This window comes from Glaciimonas sp. OK215 (assembly GCF_057787885.1).
The window spans coordinates 2,649,223-2,669,588 of record NZ_CM173544.1; the positions used below are offsets into that span (position 1 = coordinate 2,649,223).

The following is a 20,366-nucleotide window of genomic DNA, read 5'->3' on the forward strand; positions in this document are numbered from 1 at the left end:
GGAGAAATCCGGCTTTTGCTTTTTCTGGTTTTGGTAAGAAATTTGGTAAGAAAAAATCTGCCGAAGAGGGTGTGCGGGATTTTGTGTAAACGGAATTTCGTTTAATTCGGCGTCATCCGTTCTTCAAACTGAATTGTGAAGCGGTTGAGTGCTCCTTTCCAGTCCCGCAAGGGCATCGTCCACTTCTTGCTGATGTTGTTGAGTGCCAGATAAAACAGCTTGCTGACAGCCTCATCAGTTGGGAATGAACTGCGGGTTTTGATGACTTTCCGCAGGCTCATATTAATGGATTCAATGGCGTTGGTGGTGTAAATGACCTTGCGGATTTCCGGCGGGTAGTCGAAGAACGGCGTGATCCGAGCCCAATTTCGCCGCCAGGACAGGCTGATCGACTGGTAGTCCTTGTCCCACTTTGACTCAAATTCGGTGAGCATGAGTTCGGCTTCATCGACGGTCGCCGCGCTGTAGATTCGCTTCAGATCGGTAGCCACTTCCTTCTGTACTTTCCAGGGAACGAAGTTCAGGCTGTTTCGCACCATGTGAACGATGCATAGCTGAACAGCGGCTTTCGGATAGACCGCCTCGATGGCGTCAGGGAAGCCTTTCAAGCCGTCGACGCAGGCAATGAAGATGTCCTGCACGCCACGATTCTTCAACTCGGTCACCACTTGCAGCCAGAACTTGGCGCCCTCGGTCTGAGCGATCCACAGGCCCAGCACTTCCTTGTGGCCCTCCATGTTCACGCCGATGGCCAGGTAGACAGCCTTGTTTCGGACGGCGCCTGTGTCGCGCACTTTGACATGAATGCAGTCGAGATACAGAATCGGATACAGGGCGTCGAGCGGCCTGGCTTGCCAGATCTTCACATCCTCGCTCACAGCGTCTGTGACGGACGATATCAGGCTTGGCGATACCTCGGCACCATAAATCTCTTCCAAATGGCTCTGGATCTCCCTGACCGTCAGGCCACGTGCATACAGCGAGATGATCTTGTCGTCGAAGCCGGTCCAGCGGGTTTGATGCTTGCCGACGATTTGCGGTTCAAACGCGCCTTGGCGATCGCGGGGAATATCGAGCGGGAGTGCGCCGAAATCGCCTTTGAGCGTCTTGGCGCTGTGACCGTTGCGGGTGTTGGACGTGTCGTTGATGACCGCGTTGCTCTTGCCGTGACCGAGATGGTCCGTCATCTCCACTTCCAGCGCGCGCTCGACCAGCATCTTGGTCAGTTGCTTGAGCAAGCCATTTTCGCCAATCAGGTCTTCAGGTTTTTTGTAGTTGGCAAGCAGGCTGTCCGCCAGCTTGACCAAATCGGGATCGGGCTTGGCCCGTTTGCTGCGTTTTACGTAGGTCATTTTTTCCTCTATGGTGGCAGTGTCCTGCCAAATGACCGTTTACACAAAACTAAATACACCCTCACTTGGCCGGCGACTATGTCCCGCGCAGCAACGAGCGCTACCGATGACTTAACAGGCTTTGTATTCCGTGTTCTGAGATACCCCTTCTTATCCATGCACCAACGCCTAGTAAATGACGACCGAGCGAATCGACTCGCCGCTCTTCATCAGATCGAAGCCCTCGTTGATCCGATCCAGCGGCAAATGATGGGTAATCAGATCGTCGATATTGAGCTTGCCATCCATGTACCAGTCGACGATTTTAGGCACATCGGTACGTCCCCGTGCACCGCCGAAAGCAGAGCCTTTCCAGACCCGGCCAGTTACCAGTTGGAACGGACGGGTACTGATTTCCTGGCCGCCGGCAGCGACGCCGATCACGATCGATTGGCCCCATCCCTTGTGGCAGCATTCCAGCGCTTGGCGCATGGTATTGACGTTACCGATGCATTCGAAGCTGTAATCGGCGCCGCCATCGGTTAGTTGCACGATGGCGTCGACCACGTTCTCGACTTCCTTCGGATTGACGAAATGCGTCATCCCGAATTTGCGCGCCATTTCCTGGCGGGCCGGGTTGATATCAACCCCGATGATCTTGTTGGCACCAACCATGCGCGCCGCCTGGATCACGTTCAGGCCGATACCGCCCAGCCCGAACACCACCACATTGGCACCCGCCTCCACCTTGGCGGTAAACAGCACCGCGCCGACACCGGTAGTAACGCCGCAACCGATATAACAAACCTTGTCGAATGGCGCATCTTCGCGAATCTTGGCCAAGGCGATTTCCGGCACCACGATGTAGTTGGAAAAAGTCGAGGTCCCCATGTAATGGAAAATCGGCTTGCCATCGATCGAGAAGCGGCTGGTCGCATCCGGCATCAAGCCACGTCCCTGGGTCGAGCGTATCGACTGGCACAGATTGGTTTTTTGCGACAAACAGAATTTGCATTCGCGGCACTCGGGGGTGTAGAGCGGAATGACGTGATCATCCTTCTTCAGGCTTTTGACGCCCGGGCCGACATCCACCACGATACCGGCACCTTCATGACCCAGGATCGCGGGGAAGATCCCTTCCGGATCGGCGCCGGACAAGGTGTAGTAATCGGTGTGGCAGATCCCGGTGGCCTTGATTTCGACCAGCACTTCTCCCTGTCTCGGGCCGCCTAGCTCGACCTCTTCGATGGTCAGTGGTTGGCCTGCTTTCCATGCGACGGCTGCTTTGGTTTTCATGTGTTTTATATGGACGCCTCCCGTTTGCGAAGAAATTTTGTGTGTTGTTGGACAGGCTAGGCTGCAGTTTTATATCCGGCCTTGTTGCAGTGGATATCTCCCTGCTGGCCTTGATGGAATCCGCTGACCCACGCCTCATTTCCTTAGCGGGCTGTTAGCCCTAAAACACATTCAGGCTTGGTGAGTCCCGGTCTAACCTGTTTGCCATCACACTCAATTACCTTGCGCAACCTTTCGACGTGCCAATCCTTTCGTTAAAAAAGCAAATAACTGATTTGCGCCCCCAGCATCGCCGGTCAAGCCGACTTGATGCTGACGTAGCCCTTTTCGTACTGTCGACCGTGCGCCAGCAGCGCCCAGATCGTTCTTGCCATCTTGTTGGCCAGCGCTACCGTCACCACATTTGGTGGATGGCGCTTGCCAAGTTGCTCTACCCACATGCTCGGCTGTTTCACATGTGTTAGTACCGCTCGGGCACCATGGATCAGCAGCGTGCGCAGGTAGGTGTCACCCCGTTTGCTTATTCCCAACAACCTGACCTTGCCGCCGGTGCCGGATTGTCCTGGCACCAGCCCCAGCCAAGCCGCGAACTCGCGCCCCGATTTGAAGGTCCTGGCGTCGCCCATCGTCGCCACTGCCGCTGTTGCCGTCAGCAAGCCGACGCCGGGAATCTCGGCGATGGTCTTGCATCCCTTATCCTGCTTCATCCATGCCGACAGTCTCCGTTCAATCTCCGCGATCTGCGCGTCGAGCTTGGTCAGCATGTCCCACTGCTCGCGCAGCGTATCGATCAGCACTGCCGGCAACCGTTCATGCAGCCGGGTTAGGACATCGCCCATGGCCCGATCCAGTGCAGCTCTGCCGACCGCCATCACTTCACCATACTCCGTCAACAAGCCGCGCAACCCGTTGCTTTGCATCGTCCGGAACTTGACCAGTTGCTGTCGCATCCGGTGCAGCGCCAGCACCGCCTGTTGCGCCTCCGTCTTGACGGCCACCGACTTGATACCCGGTTGTTGCACTGCCATCCAGATTGCCCGTGCATCGGCCACGTCGTTCTTGTTGCCGCTGACGAACGCCTTGACTGCCTTGCCTGGCATCAGCTTCACCTGGTGCCCCATCTCTGTCAGCCGCCGCGCCCAATGCTGCGCACCGCCACAAGCCTCCATGCCGATCAGGTACGGCGCACGGTTCGCAAAATGCTCCAGAAAACCGGCACGCTTGATCTGCTTGCTGACGATCTCGCCGGTTTCTGGATCGACCGAGTGCAGTTGAAAAACACGTTTTGCAATATCGACGCCAAATACGCTATGCTTCATTTCGGGTTCTCCTGTCTCAAGTGGTTTGCTTCAGAACTTCCACTTTGGCACATTCGATGCCGTCAGGCAGTGAGAACCCCTTCATCTCTATTCACCCCAACTTGCTGCATCGCTACCCTTGCGGGGGGGAGGCGTCCATTCCATTTCCTTATTGCGTGTTCGCCATTGATGTAGAGTTCGTCCGTAAATAAGGCGGACTGGATGACGCGTCAGTCATCCCACGTTCGAATTATTTGCCGATGAGCTCTTAAAGCACCGGCTCAAAAATTCCCGACATGCCAATGAATCCCGGCAATCGTCTGACTCGCTCGATCCACCGGCGAATCGCCGGATAATCGTCACGCATGACATCCCCCTCGTGCGACATCGCGATGTACGGAAAACAGGCAATGTCGGCAATGGTGGGCTGAGCAATCGCCAGCCACTGTTGCCCGATTATTTCCATGTCGGCGAGATGCTCGTCAATGACTCTGAACAAAGCATGCGCACCGGCCCGTGCTTTTTCGACATCCAGCTCGTAACCGAGTGCATCGTGCAGTCGTGCGGCGGAAGCGGTGCGGGTGATATCGTCTGCCACGGAAAGCCACATGGCGATCTTGCCCATCGTTGCCGGATCATTCGGATACCATCTGCGTTCAGTATCGTATTGGGCAGCGAGATACACCAAAATCGCCTGCGCGTCTCGCAATCGAAGATTACCGTCGTCCAGTACCGGCAGTTGACCGAACGGGTTAATTTCAAGGAACTTCTCGGACTTGTGCTCCTTGCCTGGATAAAAATCCACGGCAATACTCTCGTAGGGCACGTTGAGTACATTCATCAACAATCGCAGCTTGTAGCAATTGCCGGATAGTTCGTAGTTGTAGAGCTTGATCATGCAAATTCCTTCCGTCGATGTATTCACCGCCACGCATTCGAAAATTCAATTCAAGGACGGCGTCCCAAACCTCAGCCTGGCTTTTGGACGCCATATTGCAATCCGATCTGGCGCAGCCAGCGACGATAAGCGATGGATGACGCATCCGCTCGGGTCGGTATCTCCGATTTGGGATCAAGCGGGATCAGTTTCGGCAACTGGTTCTCCAAAATCGGCCGGTCCTGGCCGAAGATGGTTTGCTGAAACCCTATCACGTCACTATCTGTGTGCTCGTCGTCAAAAATAAGCAACCACAGCGTGGCCCTGCATTCATCCTCGTTGACCGGCTGCACATAGACGCCGATCACATCCCGCTCCCCCGGCCGCGACGGGCAGGTCTTGTAGAGCGCTGCCGAATAGGGCTGCATCACGCGATACGTATAGTCGACATGGAGCCCATCTGTCGCTGAAGCCGCGGCCCTGGGCTGCCAAAAACTGCACTCTGTCGCCCATATTTCTCCGGTATCGGGATCCGTTTCGACCTTGTATTCCCTGACCTCGGTATGCGGCTCCTGGCCAAGGATATCGGTGTGGACAAAAGGAAAATGCCCCATATCCAGGAAATTCTCGATAACTCTCAAGCCTGAGGTCTTTACCCCAAAGGTTCCGCAGTCGAGGAAGCGACGTCCCGGCTGGGTGAATTCAGGCAATGCGTACAGGTCTTTTTGCGGGTTGCCGAGCGAGACCCATACAAAGCCATAACGTTCAACTATTTTGTACTCGTAGCCATCTTGCTGGCAGGCTGATTTGTCAGAAGCATGCAGGCTGCCATCCTCATCCCGCCAAAACGCGATATCCACACCCAACAATTGGGTGAACAGGCGCTCGCCATTCTTTACTTTGCTGACGGCCGACACCACAAACCAGTCATTCAATACAATAGGGTCTATTAAGGTAGACATGGGTATCTCCGATGTTGTCGAATTTTGTTGCACTTATTCCGAGTCTCTGCACGATGCGCCAGCTTCCAACCGCTGCCTTTGGCGTTTGAACAACGTGCTGTGATGTTGGCGTATCCCGACATCGTCGGCCGCCGCGTGTTCACAACTGACCCATAAATGCATGATGGACTTGTCTTGCGTCATTGGCTGAACCAGTAATATCGGCATGGCATTGCCATCATCTTCACCGATCAACGCATTCGGGCCGATCACTTGGTAGCGATGCCCTGATGCGCGCTGCAGTTGCGCCACCACTTTGTCGGCAGACTGATGGGTGACAAAGCTGCGGCAAAACAATCGGCGGCGTGCGTTGTCGGCCAATGCCGGCACAGCCGGAATTTCCGACTGAGGTTCGCCAAGACAGGCCCAGATCATTCCGTAGCGTTCAACCGCTTGGTATGTCTTGGCACACACTGTTTTCGGCGGTGGTAGCTTGGGGTGCGCGGGAATGTACGTGCACTGACCGCCTGTAGCAAAGCGCCAGCCATGGTAGCCGCAGGATAGTTGGTCATCAACGATCCGTCCCATCGTGAAACGTGTACCGCGATGCGGGCAACGATTGGCCCATGCCTGAATTACTCCCTCCGTATTACGCCACAAGGCTAATTCTTGCCCATGCAAAAACGCTTGAACGATTTGCCCCGGTTGCACCTCGTCAGAAATGGCCACTACCGACCAATTATTGGATGAATTTGCATCAAGAGTCATACTCACAGTTCGGTTTCCTTCTATCTGATGTTTTGGAACGTCGATTCATTTCCAGGCGATCTGCAGCCCGGTCTACAAATCTAGTACGAGCAGCGGACTTTTCGCCCGTGAAACACAAGGCATCATCTTGTCGCAGGATTTTTTCTCTGCGTCCGTCAGGAACACATCCCGATGATCGGGTATCCCGTCCAGCACGCCGGTTAGGCAAGTGCCACACACGCCCTGCTCACACGATGTCTCGATGTGAACGCCGTGTTCTGCCAATACCTCGATGATGGGTTTTCCGGCCGGGATCGAGTACGTTCCTCCGGAACGTGCCAGCTTGACCTGAAAGGATTCTTGCGGTCCTGCTAATGACAATGGGTCAGCCGCAAAATATTCGAGATGCACCGCCTCCGGTGGCCACGTGGCTGCCGCAGTGGCTTCCACCAGATCCATGAATGGACGCGGCCCGCACAGATAAAGGGCCGCATCGTCGGGACGGTGCCACAGCAGCTTGCGCAAGTAGGCGCGCAGCCCCTCCGGCTCAAGCGCATAATGGAATGTCACCCGTCCCCTGAATTCCGGGCCAGACAATTGTTCGTGAAACGCGGTGTGCTGAATCGAACGCGTAAAGTATTGCAGCTCGAACGAGGTGCCCGCCGCAAGCAGGTGGCGCGCCATGGAAATAATGGGCGTCACACCGATACCACCCGCAAGCAGGAGACTGTGTCCGGCCGACTGCTCAAGAATAAAATTGTTGCGTGGTGCACCGATGGTGATGACATCACCTTCCTTGATACGCGCATGCATGGCCTGCGAGCCACCGCGGGAAACCGCCTCTTTTTTCACTGCAATCAGATATCGTTCCGTATCATCCGGGCCATTGCACAACGAATATTGACGGATTAGCCCGGAGTCGAGATGCACATCGATGTGGGAACCGGGCGTAAAGGGCGGCAACGATTCGCTTGTCGCACTAATTAACTCGAAGGACTTGATATCGCAAGCCTCCTGCGAGATCCGGCTTACCCTGACAAATAAAGTAGTCATATACTGCTTTCTGGGTTGCTCGCCGCCGAAACCTCCGGCGACATTGGATTGGTACATTGGCGCCAGGTAAAACCGCACTAGCCTTTCGGCAGATTGCCCTGCATGCCTTCGACGAACCAGTTGATGCCCCTGATTTGGTCGTCAGGCAACGCCGCCCCCGCCGCAACCCGTTGCTTACCGTCCTGATCTCTAATCGGCCCGGCAAATGGATGCAGTTGGCCGCCAATGATTGCCCGCTGCTGTTGAGCCACATAACTCAGGGCCTCTTTCGGAATCGCCGAGTTATACGGGCTCATCTTCACCACACCCGCTTTCAGCCCATCCCAACGATGTTTCGAAACCCAAGTACCTGCCATCACATCTCTCGCTGCGCTGATGTAGTCACTGCTCCAGTCCACCATGAACGATGTCAGGTGTTTCTTCGGGCCATACTTCGACATATCGCTCGCGTAGCCGATCGTCCACACACCCTTTTCTTCGCCGACCTGCACCGTAGTCGCCGTATCGGTCATAGACATCACCACGTCCGCCCCCTGTGAAATCAATGTGCTGGCAGCATCCCTCTCCTTGCCGGGGTCATACCAGGAATCCAGCCAGATGGTTTTGCAGATTATTTTTGGATTGACGCTGCGCGCGCCCAGCAGGAAGGCATTGGCAGGCCCCAACACGTCCGGAACCGGAAAGCCACCAACAAAGCCCAGAACGTTGCTTTTACTCATCATTCCGGCAATAATGCCGGCCAAATAGGTACCCTCGTAATAGCGCGCCTCGAAAGCACCCATGTTTTTCAGCGTCTTGATACCAGAACAGAGCTCAAATTTGGTTTGAGGCATTGTCTGCGCGACTTTTAGCATCGGACTCATATGCGAGAAACTGGTGCCGATAATCAGCCTATTCCCTTGCGCCGCCAGATCGCGAAATATGCGCTCGGCGTCTTGTGCCTGTATGACACCCTCGACCGCCGTGGTCTTGATCTTACCGGGGAAGGCGGCTTCCATGGCTCTGCGAGCCAGGTCATGCTGCTTGGTCCAACCGACATCTCCAATCGGCGAGACATACGCGATGGCAACCTTCAGAACATCATCAGCAAACGCATCGAGCGCTCGCCCACCGGCGGCCACCGCGATACCTACTGCGGAAAGCTGCTTGAAAAAATTACGTCTAGCGAGGATCAACATAAAAAGTTCCCTAAGATAAGTTTATGAGCGACCTCAAATTCCCTGTACATAGAGAACCCTTGATCGACAGCTTTATTTTGATCAAACCACGAGAATCAATATAAATGGTATTCCAAATGAGTGCAATGGTATACCAAATATATTTTCAACCGAGGAGTATCACACCGCAGAACGTGGTGAGCAGCCAGAAATCTGGGCGTTGGTACATGGATAAGAACGGCGTTCTTCTAGATGCGCTAACGCTCTTCTTCGCTTGTCATACGGTGCCAACTAAAAACAAAAATATGAGTGCGTTTTGACATCATGTGATTGACCTATGAGGGCGGACGGTTCGCTACCGTAGTCGTAAAGTCCGCACGAGATGGGATCGAATGGCGCGTATTGCCTGCGTCTCATATTCTTCGCCCATCACCTGGCGTTTGCTCCGCCGTCAACTATCAAAAGTGGGAGTCCGGTGCGTGAATTACCGACGCCTGGATTTGCGTGAGCCGATCAGTAACGGGTGTTCCTACACAATCGGGAGAATCGTCAGGTTAAAGCCTGAGAGTTCCGGCTTTAGGCGTCAGGCAACACGGAAACAGACCCGAATCTGACGCGATTTGGTGAACGTTGGAGAAGAAAGCGCATTAATCGCGGGTATTTTAAATATGATTCGCTGAAAAATTTGATTAATGCCAAGGTCACCGTCGAATACCTGAAACGTCCTGACGAGACCTGTGTTTCACGGTTATGCCATTAGCGACCAACGCGAAATCAAAGCTTATTGTGAGATACTGTTGCTGCAAAACTTATAGCATCGAATAGCAAGCCAAAACACATAGCCCATATGCACACCGAGGTAATCGTCAACCGCATCACTAACGCGATCTTCCAACACCGGCTGCTGCCCGGAGCGAAGCTCAACGAGCGCGACCTGGCGGCAATTTTCGGTGTCAGCCGCACGCTGATCCGCCAGGCCCTGATCCGGCTCGCGAAGGATAAGCTGGTCACCATCGAACCCAACCGGGGGGCATTTGTGGCGCGGCCGACTCTAGAGGAGGCGCACCATCTGTTTGACGCATTGATTGTGCTGGAAAAAGGTTTGATCGAGGTGATTGGACAAACAATCACCACTAACGATATCGCCGCTTTGCGTGCCCATATCGCACTTCAGCAGCAGGCCCAGTCAAGTGGAGACCATCGCCTGGCAGACGAATTGGGAATAGAGTTTCATCTTTTGCTTGCCAAGCTGATCCGCAATCCTGTGCTTGAAGAAATACACCGGGAATTGATGTCACGCGAACGAGTCATTACGGCGCTCTACAAAGCCGACTTCGATTACCCTTGCTTGCTGGATGAGCATCATGCGATCATCAATCACTTGGAAAAAGGATCGATCAAGCGAGCGCAAAAAGTGTTGGAATCTCACTACCGCGTCGTGATCAAAGGCTATCTGTTGCACCATGTGGATACCGGTGAGATCGATCTCGCTGAAGCGCTGGCGGTATAGCCCCGCTGTGTCCATAAAAGAGTGTGGTCAGGCCGTCCAAAGGGTTCTGTTGCATTAATTATCGCGCTGCGGGTTGGGTTATTCTGAGCACCTTTCAAAAACTGGCGTGAATTGACATGCTCGATATCAAAAGGATGCGATTTCCGATCGACGTGGTTCTGGTGTGCATTCGCTGGTACGCGGCGTATCCGTTGAGCTGCCGGCATCTTGAAGAGATGATGGAAGAGCGCGGCGTGTCAGTTGACCGTTCCACGATCAGCCGGTGGACAATCCGGTTTTTGCCGATTCTCGAGAAGGTCTTCCGCATGCAAAAGCGCCGGTTGGTGGAAGCTGGAGAATGGATGAAACGTACATTAAGGTCAAAGGCATCTGGAAATATCTCTATCGCGCCGTGGACAAGGAAGGTAAAACGGTCGACTTCCGTTGACGGCAAAGCGCGACAAGGCAGCAGCCAAGCGCTTTTTTGATAAGGCCATGCAAGCCAACGCGGTCCCTGAAAAAGTCACAATGGATAAAAGCGGCGCCAACAAGGCGGCGATCGATGAGATCAATGCCGACGGAGAAATCCCGATCGTGGTTTGTCAGGTCAAATACCTCAACAACATCGTCGAACAGGACCATCGCTCAGTCAAACGCGTGACACGACCGATGCTCGGCTTTCAATCTTTTCAGGCGGCCAAAAACGTCCTGGCCGGCATCGAACTCATGCACATGATCCGTAAAGGCGAGCTCATGATGGAAGGCTGCGACACGATGTCTTTTGCCGACCAATTTTATGCATTGGCAGGACAAATCCATCCAGTTTGAGGAACGCTGACATGGTTCGCTCAGATATCACCTCTTTCGCGTTAATGCAACAGAACCTTGTTGCGATAACCCCTTAAAAAAACGGGCTACTGCGAGAAACACACCCTGATTCTGGTGAACCCTGTGGATGCAGCGTAAATCCGAATTGCGCGGCACGACGATGAAGTTGTTTGATGACGCGGACCCGGTATTGTTGTTCATAATGGTCTGCGCCCGGATCCCGGACGACGTAACCATTCTCGGCGAGCCCGTAGTGGCGGCACCGGGGACGGCGTGTACAGAGACTTGCCTGGTAATCGGTGTCTGCACCTCCGAAGCCGAAGCTCGACATCTTGCCGCGTACATGCGCACACGGTTCGTGAGGTTTCTCGTGTCGTTACGGAAGATCACGCAGAACATTACGCGTGATTCCTACCGGTTTGTGCCGCAGCTTCCGATGAATCGCTCCTGGACCGACAAAGACTTGTACGAGCGATACGGTATCACCTTGGATCAGATCGCGTTCATCGAGTCCCTGATCGCGGAGCGCCCCAGCAATGAGTCGGGCGAGCGTAGCGAAGACGGCGATGAGTAAGCCCACCATCGAGGAAATCCTTGCTCCCAAGCCCGACGTCCGCCCGCGAATCTATGCTTACACAATTGCAGATGCAGCGCACAACGGCTTGCTGAAGGTGGGCCAAACCACACGCAATGTGAAGCAGCGTGTGGCCGAGCAACTCAAGACAGCAGCCATCAAGAACCACACCATCGAGTTGGATGAGCTGGCCGAATGCGACGACGGCGCTATCTTTACCGACCACGAAGTGCGTGCGGCACTCAAAAAAAAAGGCTTTGAAAACCCCGTATTGGAGTGGGTCCACTGCACGGTCGCGGATGTAAAAAAACGTGCTCGCCGAGCTGCGCACAGGCCAACGCTTCAGCGGCACACACCACGAATCCTTTGGCATGCGCGACGAGCAGGCCGATGCTGTGAACAAAACGTTTGACTACTACCACTCGATCTGGGACGAGGACGTCAACGCCGCCCCGCGCTTTCTGTGGAACGCCAAGATGCGGTTTGGTAAGACCTTCACCGCATACCAGTTGGCGAAGAAGCTCAAAGCCAAGCGCGTGCTGGTGCTCACTTTCAAGCCCGCAGTCGAGGATGCATGGCAGACGGACTTGGAAATCCATATGGACTTCGATGGGTGGCAATACCTCTCGCGCTCCTCGGGCAGCGATCCGGCGCAGATCGACCGCGCCAAGCCGGTGGTGTATTTCGGTTCGTTTCAGGACCTTTTGGGCAGCGATGCAGCGGGCAACATCAAGCCCAGGAATTCGTGGCTGCACACGGTGAATTGGGATTTGGTGGTGTTCGACGAATACCACTTTGGCGCCTGGCGCGAGACAGCGAAGGAATTGTTCGAGGGTGAAGACGACGCGGACGCCGAGAAAGAGGTCAGGTTGGAATACTCCGGTGAACTGGAGGGCATCAACGAAGACCTGACCGTTCTCTCGGAAAGGGAACCCGAGTTCCTGCCCATCACGACTCGGGCTTATTTGTACCTATCCGGCACGCCATTCAAGGCATTGGCTACAGGTGAGTTCATCGAGGAGCAAATCTTCAACTGGACTTATACCGACGAGCAGCGTGCCAAGGAAGCATTTGCCACCAAGCATCCCGGCAAACGCAACCCCTATGGCGCCTTGCCGCAGATGCGTCTGCTGACCTACCAGATGCCCGACGAGTTGCTGGCAGTTGCCAGCGGAGGAGAGTTTGATGAGTTCGACCTTAACGCGTTCTTCGAGGCATCGGGCACAGGGTCAGGGGCGCAGTTCAAGCACAATAGCGAGCTGGACATCATTCGCGGCGGCTATGCTGCCCAATCCGCCGAATTGCTGAAAGCGGGCACGCGGCCGCCGTTTCCCTATTCGGATGCGCGTCTGTTGCCTTACCTTCAGCATTCGTTTTGGTTTCTGCCCAATGTAGCCGCCTGCCATGCGATGGCGAAGTTACTGAACGAGCGGCACAACACTTTCTGGAAAGACTATCGGGTCATCGTGGCCGCCGGGGCTTCGGCGGGGATTGGGCTGGATGCGCTACCACCAGTGCGCAAGGCAATTGGCAGCGGGTTCGAGAGCAAGACCATCACACTATCCTGCGGCAAACGAGCCCATTGGGGAATCGAGAACATCATTAAACGTCAGGACCTGCCCGTCAACAGTTATCTTTATTTTTCAGTGGCGTCATACGTGCAGCATCTGATTGTCGTTAGGTCGTCAAGGCACTAGCGACAAGCATCCGTCTGGAGATCCCGATAACTTGCCCTTACCGTATCCGGCAAGCTTACCCCATTCCTGACCGCGGCCATTTCGGCAACAATTGAAATCGCGATCTCTGCTGGCGTTTTGCTACCAATATACAGACCGGCCGGCCCATGCAGCCGGTCTATCTGAGATTCGCTTAAGTCAAATTCTTTCAGGCGCTCACGGCGGCGGGCACTATTTATCCGTGAACCTATCGCGCCTACATAGAAAGCAGATGAGCGCAACGCCTCCATCAATGCAAGATCATCTAATTTAGGATCGTGCGTGAGTGCTACTACCGCACTGTGCGAATCAAGCTGCATCTCGATCACTACATCATCCGGCATCTCATGAAGTACTTCCACATCCGGCATATCCCAGCCGCTACGATGTTCCTGACGCGGATCGCATACCGAAACCTTGTAATCCATACTCAGCGCAATGCGAGCGACCAGACGCGACAATTGGCCAGCACCTATCAATAGCAAGCGCCATTGAGGGCCATGCGAAGTGACGAGCTCAGTTTCAGACATCCGCAACGCCTGGCCGGCGACGCCATCGGTGAGCACTACTTTTCCGGTACGAAGGTCCAGGCAGCGCGATACCAACTCCTGACGCGACACCCGCTCCAGCAATGCGCTGATTTCACTGTGCCCAGACAAGGGCTCCAGTGCTAACTGGATAGTTCCGCCACATGGCAAACCAAAACGATGCGCTTCATCAGCACTGATCCCATAGGTCAGAATTTCTGGTCGAGTACGAGTCATACCCTCACGTCGTACGCGCTCGATAAGATCATCTTCAATACATCCGCCGGACACAGAGCCAACTATCGACCCGTCATCGCATAGCGCTAGCATTGCGCCTTCCGGCCTAGGGCTGGAACCCCAGGTCTTGACAACAGTCACCAGCAGGCACCTGCATCGCTCAGACAGCCATTGTTCACAGACTTTCAGTACTTCCAGATCGGTGCTGTCCATGCTGCAATTGATCCTTACAAAAAAATAACGGGGTCCGGACTCGCAGTCGCGACAGGCCCTGCTCTTATTGCTACGCTACGACGGGTCCGTTGCGAATCCGTCTGGCCATTTTCAATCTGACAAGATATCGGCATGAAACTGGGTGATCGTACTTCGCTTCAGACTGATGCCGACGGAACGGAAATGCACTGAGTAATCAACAACTTGTGCGATGATGAATGTTTGGCCGAAACGGGCGTCGCAAGTCGTTGTCACCCAAGGACTTCTTCGACTTAAGCGCACCAATCTGCACCGAAAATCCGATTCTCCGTGTAAGTTCTATTCATTGTTCAACGGCGTCAGAATTCCAGAAATCAGAACAGACTATTGAGCCCCATTTTTTTGCTTCACACGAATCTGCGCGCCCCGCTTCGCGTCGTCTGCATATGCATAGTCCACCTTGCCAGAGCTAATCTTGGCCATCAACAACATATTTTGTGTAATCGCGTCGTGATCTGTCGCGGAGAACGGCTTGTTATAGTTCGTAATCACCCCTTGATAGCAGCATTTCAAGTTTTCAAATGCTTCCTTGATCTTTTTCCCTTCGGTGGACTTGGCTTGGCGTAGCGCCGAATACAGCAGCTGCATGCCGTCGTAGCCTTGTGCGGCACTCATTGGTGATGGGATGGAGGCGGTATTGAACGTGCGTATATAGGACAGCAGAAAAGCATTCTTGCTGACCGAGCCAACTTCCTGAATAAAGGTTTGTGGCATCAGCGCACCGTCGGCCGCCTTGCCTGCGCCCTCCACGAAATTTTCCATCGAAAACGTCTCACTTCCGAGCATCGGCACCTTCCAGCCCATCGCCGTCTTGTTCTTGGCGATAACTACCATCTCCGGTCCGATGCCCCAAATTACCAGTGCTTGCGCGCTGCTGGATTTTGCACGACCAACCTGGGCGCTCATGTTCTGATCACCGAGATTGAATCGCTCTTCCGCGACCAACTCCAGCCCTGTAAACTTGCTTTGTTCCTGGATAGCTTTCAAGCCAGCCTCGCCATACGCCGTTGCATCGGCAAGAACCGCCACTTTGCTCAAGCCTCGGCGCTTGAGATCGGCAACCAGGGTCTTTGCTTCCAGATCCAACGTCGGTGCGACACGGAAAATGTAGTTCTCGGAAGCGGCCGGAGGCGCATATTTTTTCGTCAGTGCAGTACCGGTCGACACCGCTACCACCAGCGGAATTTTCGCTTTTTGATAGATATCGATCGATGCCAGCCCGACACCGGTATTGACGATGCCGATCGCCGCGACAACTCTCTGATGCGTAAATTCTTCCGCGATTTTCGCACCGACATCCGGCGTGGCACGATCGTCGCGCTCAATCAATTCAATTTTCTTGCCGTTGACACCCCCAATGCCATTGATCTCTTCAACCGCGAGGCGGATACCGTTGCGCATGCTTTCGCCCAGCGGGGCGGAACCTCCCGTGAACGGCCCGGACACGCCTATCTTGATCGTGTCCGCCGGCTTGTTTTGAGCATTGCCCGATGCCACGCTTAACGTCAGAACACAGAATAGAACAGCTAATTCAATACGATGGTTCCACATTTTTATGTCCTCGGTTTCTTATAGTTAGAACTTACGAATATAACGAAAATGCAGGGTGCGCTATGCGCACCAAAGCCAACCGAGGACGCATCGGTTGGCTCGGTACCGTTGCATGATGCATGTCCGCCTGCATTCAGAAAGTGTGGCGCACGCCAACGTTAAATGCTTTATCTCCCGAGCCGGTTTCGGAGGCGTTACCCACGGTATAAAATCCAGCGGCACCGGCAACAGCACGGTTGCTTATGCGTGCATAAGACGTGTAGATATCGGTGCGCTTAGACAGCGCATACATGTATCCGACACCCCATTGATGAGCGCCTAGGTTCGCCGCAGTCTTATCACTTTTATGAATGTAGGAGGCTAAGAAGTTACTGGCGCCGTATGGAACTGTCACACCAATAAGTGCATCCCGAGTATTTGCATTGGGATTTCCCTCGATGGCGACAGTACCTTTATTCACCGCGTAACCGAGAGCCAACTTCGCGACACTGAAGTCGTATGTCCCACCCAGAAGTGTCGTGTTGCCACGTTGCGAGGCGACCGTCGTGGTTGCAACAGTATCGATGCTATCGCGGCTAAGTTTAATATTCAGGGGGCCATACTGATAACCGATTGTCGCGCCAATGTGACGGCCGGAGTCGATGTTACCAGCCACTTCACCGAAACCATAAGCCACTTCTCCACTGAATCCCATTACTTTCGGCGATGTATATTTGATGGTGTTATTCATGCGAATCCCGCCAATTGACATCAGGTTATCTGATGCCCCCGCCAAGCTAAAAGCGCTGAACGGATCAACAGCGCTCAGGGCGTTAAATAACGGTGTGTATTGCCGGCCTAAGGTAACGGAACCGAAACCGCCGTCCAAGCCGACGTAAGACTGACGACCAAGAAACGTACCACCTTGGGCAGAAGCGCCGGTGTCCATTAAAATGCCGGCCTCCATGACGAACTTAGCGGACAAACCACCGCCGAGATCTTCCGTACCCTTAAATCCCAAACGAGAGCCAGAAGCTACGCCGCTGGTCAATTTTGCTACAGAGCCGAATGGCCCGCCCATTTCCTTCACAAAGCCCATATCGGCGACGCCGTATATGGTGACGTTGGTTTGGGCAAATGCAGAGCCTGCACAAACGGTCAAAGTAGCTAATGCGCACAGATTTTTCTTCATTAAATTGTCTCCAAAAATTATCGTTCTAATATTTACTTCACCAAGTAAATTCTGTTCATTACTGAATATAAGAAGCGTCAACGGGTAGCTATCTCCCAATAGATCGCAGTTGGAAGCTGACGGATTCCCCCCTTCGGAAACTACTTTTTGCAATAATTGTAATCAGTACACTGATTACAATTATCAAAAAAAACCAAAAAATTCCCGAAATGACCGCAATCCGGACTGCAATTCGCCTGTCCGGACATTTATAGCCGCCTTAAAAATCAAGCGATCGGCCTCTGGTTTCCGGCATGAAAAGTAGCCCTACCAGTAAAGCGCCACCGGCAACCAGGACCGGATACCACAACCCATAGTAAATATCCCCATGAGCCACGTTCATCGCGGTGACGACAAAGGAAAGCATGCCGCCAATCCAGCCTGCCCCAAGATGGAAAGGTAGCGATAGCGACGTATAACGAACCCTCATAGGAAAAAGCTCCACCATGAAGGCGGCCATGGGTCCATAAATCATTGCGAGATAGAGCACCAGAATGAGCAACAGGACGAAGATCATGGGCTTGTTGACTTGCGTCTGATCAATGCTTTCCGGCCAGCCGGCACCTTTGAGAGCCGCCTTAATTTTCTCCGGCGTAATGCCTTGTACGTCCTGCCCACCGACAGTCAGCAGCACATCACCGCTCACTTTGGCCGGGAACAGTTGATAGGAAACACCGGACTCAGTCAGGAAACCGCGAACTTGATCGCAAGATGTATCAGGCTTTGAGAACAGATTGAAATGACAGTCGTTCGCAAATACATCCACCGTTTTGTGTTCAAGAAACTGTTCCAGTGCAGGATTGGCATAGTGGGTCAGTGCCCTGAAAATCGGTTGCACCGTAAGCGCGGCCAACAAACAGGCAGACAGCATGATCCACTTGCGCCCGATACGATCAGAGAGCCAGCCAAAAAACAGATACAGTGGCGCAACAACAATTAAAGCCATTCCGATTAAAAAATGCACTTGCTCAAGGGGCATCTTGAGTGTCTTGTTGAGAAAGAACATCGAATAGAAATGACCGGTGCCAAAAATCGCGCCGAGTCCAGAGGAAATACAGAACAACAGCAACACATACTTTAAGTTGTCCCATTTCAGGAAGCTTTCACTAATCGGCGCCTTGGAAGTCGCCCCTCGGGCTTTCATTCGCAGAAAAGTCGGGGACTCGTGCAGCTTAGTGCGGATGTAAACCGAGACTATCAGCATCAATAGCGAGACAACGAACGGAATACGCCATCCCCAAGAGCGAAAATCCGCCTCGCTGATAGTGCTTTTCAAGATATAAACAACCAGCAACGAGAGCAGCAATCCCAATGTCGCCGTGGTCTGCAACGAACTGGTATACAGCCCGCGTTTATGGATTGGAGAGTGCTCGGCGACATAAGTTACTGCACCGCCCACCTCTCCTCCCAACGCGAATCCTTGCAACAGCCGAAGGCCGACTAGCAAGATGGTGGCGGCGATACCGATTTGCGAGTAGGTGGGCAGCAAGCCCACACCTATGGTAGCCACGCCCATCAGTACAATCGTAATGAGAAAAGTGTACTTGCGCCCGACAATGTCGCCTAAACGGCCAAATACCAGAGCCCCTACGGGGCGAATCAAAAAACCAGCGCCGAAAGTCGCCAAGCTGGCGAGAAATGCGGCTGTTTCGTTTCCTTTTGGGAAAAACAACGCTCCGAAATACACTGCCAGTGCAGCATAAATATAAAAGTCATACCACTCCATGAGCGCTCCGAAAGATGAGGCCAGAATCACCTTCCTTTCTTCCTTGGTCATTCCATCCTTAACCACTGCACGCCCATTAATTTCAGTTTTCTGAATATATGATCTAGGCATTTTTTGTCTCCTTCGTTTTACATTGCACATCCGTGGAACCAAGCGCACGTCAGCCATACTGAATCGCTCTTCACAAAAAACAGACCGTGCTTGCCATGGGCAGTTGGGAAGGCTTTCAGACTTGGCAAACCTTCCTGCAGTGCTTCTTCCACCACTTTTTCTTCAATGAGCTTTGATCCTGTACCCGAATAACCAAGGATGCAAGATCAGGCAATCACTTCTTGACCAATGGGCATTCACTCTCGGAGAGCGGTTTGAATGCCTTGTCCGCAGGGATGACGCGTTCATACTTCACCAGGTCCCACGGCCCCTTGGATTCCGCCGGGGTTTTCACTTGCGCCAGATACATGTCGTGCACCATGCGGCCATCTGCACGAATCTGACCACCGTGCACGAATGCATCGTTCACGGGCATGCTGCGCATCTTGTCGGCTACCGCCTTGCCATCGACTGTATTGGCAGCCTGCACGCCCTTCAGGTAGTGTAATACGCCCGAATACACGCCTATCTGGCCCATGGTCGGCGCTTCTTTTTTGCGTTCGATGAAGCGTTTCACGAAGTCCCTGGATTTCTGATCCAGATCGAGGTTATAAGCATCGACAAACTGCAGACCCTGCGCAGTTTGAAGACCGAGACTCTTGATGTCGGTAATAAAGGTAACTGGAATGATTACGGTCTGGCCGCCTTTGATCAAGCCGAACTCGGCAGCGGCTTTCACGCCATTTATCATGTCATTACCAGCATTAGCCAACACCACCACTTTCGCGTTGGACGACTTCGCCGACACCATTTGTGAACTAAAATCTGAAGCGTTCAGCGGATGCTTGGTCCCGCCCACATTGGTGCCGCCAAATGATTCGACGCCACGCCGGAAATCGGCTTCCAGGGCATTCCCGAACGCATAATCCACAGTGACGTAGTACCAGCTTTTCTTGCGTTGCTGGATGAGTTCCTTCGCCAACGGATAGGCGTTGGAGTAAGTGTCATAGGACCAATGGAACCCAGTCGGTGAGCAAGACTTGTTGGTCAATCCGATCGCGGCGCCTGTCGAGACGATGCTCACCTTGTTCTTTTGCCTGGCCAGGTCCTGCACCGCCAGAGCCGTCGATGAATTCGGGAAATCGATGACCATGTCGACGCCTTCTGTGTCGAACCATTTGCGAGCGATACCCGACGCAATGTCAGCTTTGTTCTGGTGGTCGGCTGACAATACGGTAATTGGCTTGCCCAGAACCTTGCCACCGAATTCCTCAACCGCCATTTGCGCAGCCAGCACTGAGCCCTTCCCTGATAAATCGGAATAGGTGCCTGACATGTCGGTGATGACACCGACTTTGACACCATCTTGAGATGCCGCTGCGATTTGGCACGTACCTGCCAACGCTGCCATCACAGCAGATATAAGTAGCTTCTTGCTCATTACCGTCTCCTCGTATTACTCAGCAT

17 protein-coding genes and 1 pseudogene are annotated in these 20,366 nt (G+C 53.6%); 5 read left to right on the plus strand and 13 right to left on the minus strand.

Features of this window, described 5'->3' with window-relative positions:
• Window positions 1–101: 101 nt before the first annotated feature.
• The 8 genes from AC3CHX_RS11950 to AC3CHX_RS11985 form a co-directional block, all read right to left on the minus strand.
• Window positions 102–1,352 carry an IS256 family transposase gene (locus tag AC3CHX_RS11950; protein WP_488644220.1) on the minus strand — a complete coding sequence of 417 codons (1,251 nt, stop codon included), beginning with the start codon at window positions 1,350–1,352 and terminating at the stop codon, window positions 102–104.
• A 168-nt stretch (window positions 1,353–1,520) separates the two neighbouring features.
• A complete protein-coding gene (locus AC3CHX_RS11955) occupies window positions 1,521–2,627 on the minus strand; it encodes an S-(hydroxymethyl)glutathione dehydrogenase/class III alcohol dehydrogenase (RefSeq protein WP_488644221.1) in 1,107 nt (368 codons plus the stop codon).
• Window positions 2,628–2,923: 296 nt separating this feature from the next.
• Window positions 2,924–3,946, minus strand: coding sequence for an IS110 family RNA-guided transposase (locus tag AC3CHX_RS11960; RefSeq protein WP_488644222.1), 1,023 nt, complete (start codon window positions 3,944–3,946; stop codon window positions 2,924–2,926).
• A 247-nt stretch (window positions 3,947–4,193) separates the two neighbouring features.
• The gene (locus AC3CHX_RS11965; RefSeq protein ID WP_488644223.1) at window positions 4,194–4,823 is read right to left on the minus strand and encodes a glutathione S-transferase family protein; all 630 of its coding nucleotides are present in this window, start codon (window positions 4,821–4,823) and stop codon (window positions 4,194–4,196) included.
• 71 nt (window positions 4,824–4,894) lie between these two features.
• The gene (locus AC3CHX_RS11970) at window positions 4,895–5,764 is read right to left on the minus strand and encodes a Rieske 2Fe-2S domain-containing protein (protein ID WP_488644224.1); all 870 of its coding nucleotides are present in this window, start codon (window positions 5,762–5,764) and stop codon (window positions 4,895–4,897) included.
• A 33-nt stretch (window positions 5,765–5,797) separates the two neighbouring features.
• Window positions 5,798–6,511, minus strand: coding sequence for a Rieske 2Fe-2S domain-containing protein (locus AC3CHX_RS11975; protein WP_488644806.1), 714 nt, complete (start codon window positions 6,509–6,511; stop codon window positions 5,798–5,800).
• A gap of 72 nt (window positions 6,512–6,583) precedes the next feature.
• Window positions 6,584–7,543, minus strand: coding sequence for a PDR/VanB family oxidoreductase (locus AC3CHX_RS11980; RefSeq protein ID WP_488644807.1), 960 nt, complete (start codon window positions 7,541–7,543; stop codon window positions 6,584–6,586).
• A gap of 77 nt (window positions 7,544–7,620) precedes the next feature.
• A complete protein-coding gene (locus AC3CHX_RS11985; protein WP_488644225.1) occupies window positions 7,621–8,721 on the minus strand; it encodes a BMP family ABC transporter substrate-binding protein in 1,101 nt (366 codons plus the stop codon).
• Window positions 8,722–9,547: 826 nt separating this feature from the next.
• On the opposite strand from AC3CHX_RS11985, the gene AC3CHX_RS11990 reads away from it, so the two are divergent.
• The 5 genes and pseudogenes from AC3CHX_RS11990 to AC3CHX_RS12010 all read left to right on the plus strand — a co-directional run bounded on the left by AC3CHX_RS11990 (window position 9,548) and on the right by AC3CHX_RS12010 (window position 13,288).
• Window positions 9,548–10,210 carry a GntR family transcriptional regulator gene (locus AC3CHX_RS11990; RefSeq protein ID WP_488644226.1) on the plus strand — a complete coding sequence of 221 codons (663 nt, stop codon included), beginning with the start codon at window positions 9,548–9,550 and terminating at the stop codon, window positions 10,208–10,210.
• A 116-nt stretch (window positions 10,211–10,326) separates the two neighbouring features.
• Window positions 10,327–11,017, plus strand: a pseudogene (locus AC3CHX_RS11995) (IS6 family transposase).
• Window positions 11,018–11,207: 190 nt separating this feature from the next.
• Window positions 11,208–11,591, plus strand: a complete 384-nt coding sequence (locus AC3CHX_RS12000; protein ID WP_488644227.1) for a hypothetical protein — start codon at window positions 11,208–11,210, stop codon at window positions 11,589–11,591.
• Window positions 11,584–12,003 carry a GIY-YIG nuclease family protein gene (locus AC3CHX_RS12005; protein ID WP_488644228.1) on the plus strand — a complete coding sequence of 140 codons (420 nt, stop codon included), beginning with the start codon at window positions 11,584–11,586 and terminating at the stop codon, window positions 12,001–12,003. Before AC3CHX_RS12000 ends, AC3CHX_RS12005 begins: the two co-directional genes overlap by 8 nt.
• Window positions 11,963–13,288, plus strand: a complete 1,326-nt coding sequence (locus AC3CHX_RS12010; protein ID WP_488644229.1) for a DEAD/DEAH box helicase family protein — start codon at window positions 11,963–11,965, stop codon at window positions 13,286–13,288. The genes AC3CHX_RS12005 and AC3CHX_RS12010 overlap by 41 nt, the downstream gene beginning before the upstream one ends.
• Here the strand turns inward: AC3CHX_RS12010 and AC3CHX_RS12015 are convergent.
• The 5 genes from AC3CHX_RS12015 to AC3CHX_RS12035 form a co-directional block, all read right to left on the minus strand.
• Window positions 13,285–14,283, minus strand: a complete 999-nt coding sequence (locus tag AC3CHX_RS12015; protein ID WP_488644230.1) for an XdhC family protein — start codon at window positions 14,281–14,283, stop codon at window positions 13,285–13,287. The two genes, AC3CHX_RS12010 and AC3CHX_RS12015, sit on opposite strands and share 4 nt — an antisense overlap.
• A gap of 363 nt (window positions 14,284–14,646) precedes the next feature.
• Window positions 14,647–15,873 (minus strand): ABC transporter substrate-binding protein, encoded by a 1,227-nt coding sequence (locus tag AC3CHX_RS12020; RefSeq protein WP_488644231.1) that lies wholly within the window; start codon window positions 15,871–15,873, stop codon window positions 14,647–14,649.
• A 133-nt stretch (window positions 15,874–16,006) separates the two neighbouring features.
• The gene (locus AC3CHX_RS12025) at window positions 16,007–17,044 is read right to left on the minus strand and encodes a porin (RefSeq protein WP_488644232.1); all 1,038 of its coding nucleotides are present in this window, start codon (window positions 17,042–17,044) and stop codon (window positions 16,007–16,009) included.
• 259 nt (window positions 17,045–17,303) lie between these two features.
• The gene (locus AC3CHX_RS12030; protein ID WP_488644233.1) at window positions 17,304–18,920 is read right to left on the minus strand and encodes an MFS transporter; all 1,617 of its coding nucleotides are present in this window, start codon (window positions 18,918–18,920) and stop codon (window positions 17,304–17,306) included.
• 214 nt (window positions 18,921–19,134) lie between these two features.
• Entirely contained in the window at window positions 19,135–20,340 is a 1,206-nt protein-coding gene (locus AC3CHX_RS12035) for an ABC transporter substrate-binding protein (protein ID WP_488644234.1), read from the minus strand.
• Window positions 20,341–20,366 lie beyond the last annotated feature (26 nt).

Bases quoted from the DNA above. Each gene is read 5' to 3' on its own strand.
- AC3CHX_RS11985 (WP_488644225.1), bottom strand. From the start codon at position 8,721: ATGTTGATCCTCGCTAGACGTAATTTTTTCAAGCAGCTTTCCGCAGTA.
- AC3CHX_RS12030 (WP_488644233.1), bottom strand. From the start codon at position 18,920: ATGCCTAGATCATATATTCAGAAAACTGAAATTAATGGGCGTGCAGTG.
- AC3CHX_RS11960 (WP_488644222.1), bottom strand. From the start codon at position 3,946: ATGAAGCATAGCGTATTTGGCGTCGATATTGCAAAACGTGTTTTTCAA.
- AC3CHX_RS11970 (WP_488644224.1), bottom strand. From the start codon at position 5,764: ATGTCTACCTTAATAGACCCTATTGTATTGAATGACTGGTTTGTGGTG.
- AC3CHX_RS11980 (WP_488644807.1), bottom strand. From the start codon at position 7,543: ATGACTACTTTATTTGTCAGGGTAAGCCGGATCTCGCAGGAGGCTTGC.
- AC3CHX_RS11990 (WP_488644226.1), top strand. From the start codon at position 9,548: ATGCACACCGAGGTAATCGTCAACCGCATCACTAACGCGATCTTCCAA.
- AC3CHX_RS12015 (WP_488644230.1), bottom strand. From the start codon at position 14,283: ATGGACAGCACCGATCTGGAAGTACTGAAAGTCTGTGAACAATGGCTG.
- AC3CHX_RS11950 (WP_488644220.1), bottom strand. From the start codon at position 1,352: ATGACCTACGTAAAACGCAGCAAACGGGCCAAGCCCGATCCCGATTTG.
- AC3CHX_RS12020 (WP_488644231.1), bottom strand. From the start codon at position 15,873: ATGTGGAACCATCGTATTGAATTAGCTGTTCTATTCTGTGTTCTGACG.
- AC3CHX_RS12025 (WP_488644232.1), bottom strand. From the start codon at position 17,044: ATGAAGAAAAATCTGTGCGCATTAGCTACTTTGACCGTTTGTGCAGGC.
- AC3CHX_RS11975 (WP_488644806.1), bottom strand. From the start codon at position 6,511: ATGACTCTTGATGCAAATTCATCCAATAATTGGTCGGTAGTGGCCATT.
- AC3CHX_RS11965 (WP_488644223.1), bottom strand. From the start codon at position 4,823: ATGATCAAGCTCTACAACTACGAACTATCCGGCAATTGCTACAAGCTG.
- AC3CHX_RS12010 (WP_488644229.1), top strand. From the start codon at position 11,963: ATGCGCGACGAGCAGGCCGATGCTGTGAACAAAACGTTTGACTACTAC.
- AC3CHX_RS12005 (WP_488644228.1), top strand. From the start codon at position 11,584: ATGAGTAAGCCCACCATCGAGGAAATCCTTGCTCCCAAGCCCGACGTC.
- AC3CHX_RS12035 (WP_488644234.1), bottom strand. From the start codon at position 20,340: ATGAGCAAGAAGCTACTTATATCTGCTGTGATGGCAGCGTTGGCAGGT.
- AC3CHX_RS11955 (WP_488644221.1), bottom strand. From the start codon at position 2,627: ATGAAAACCAAAGCAGCCGTCGCATGGAAAGCAGGCCAACCACTGACC.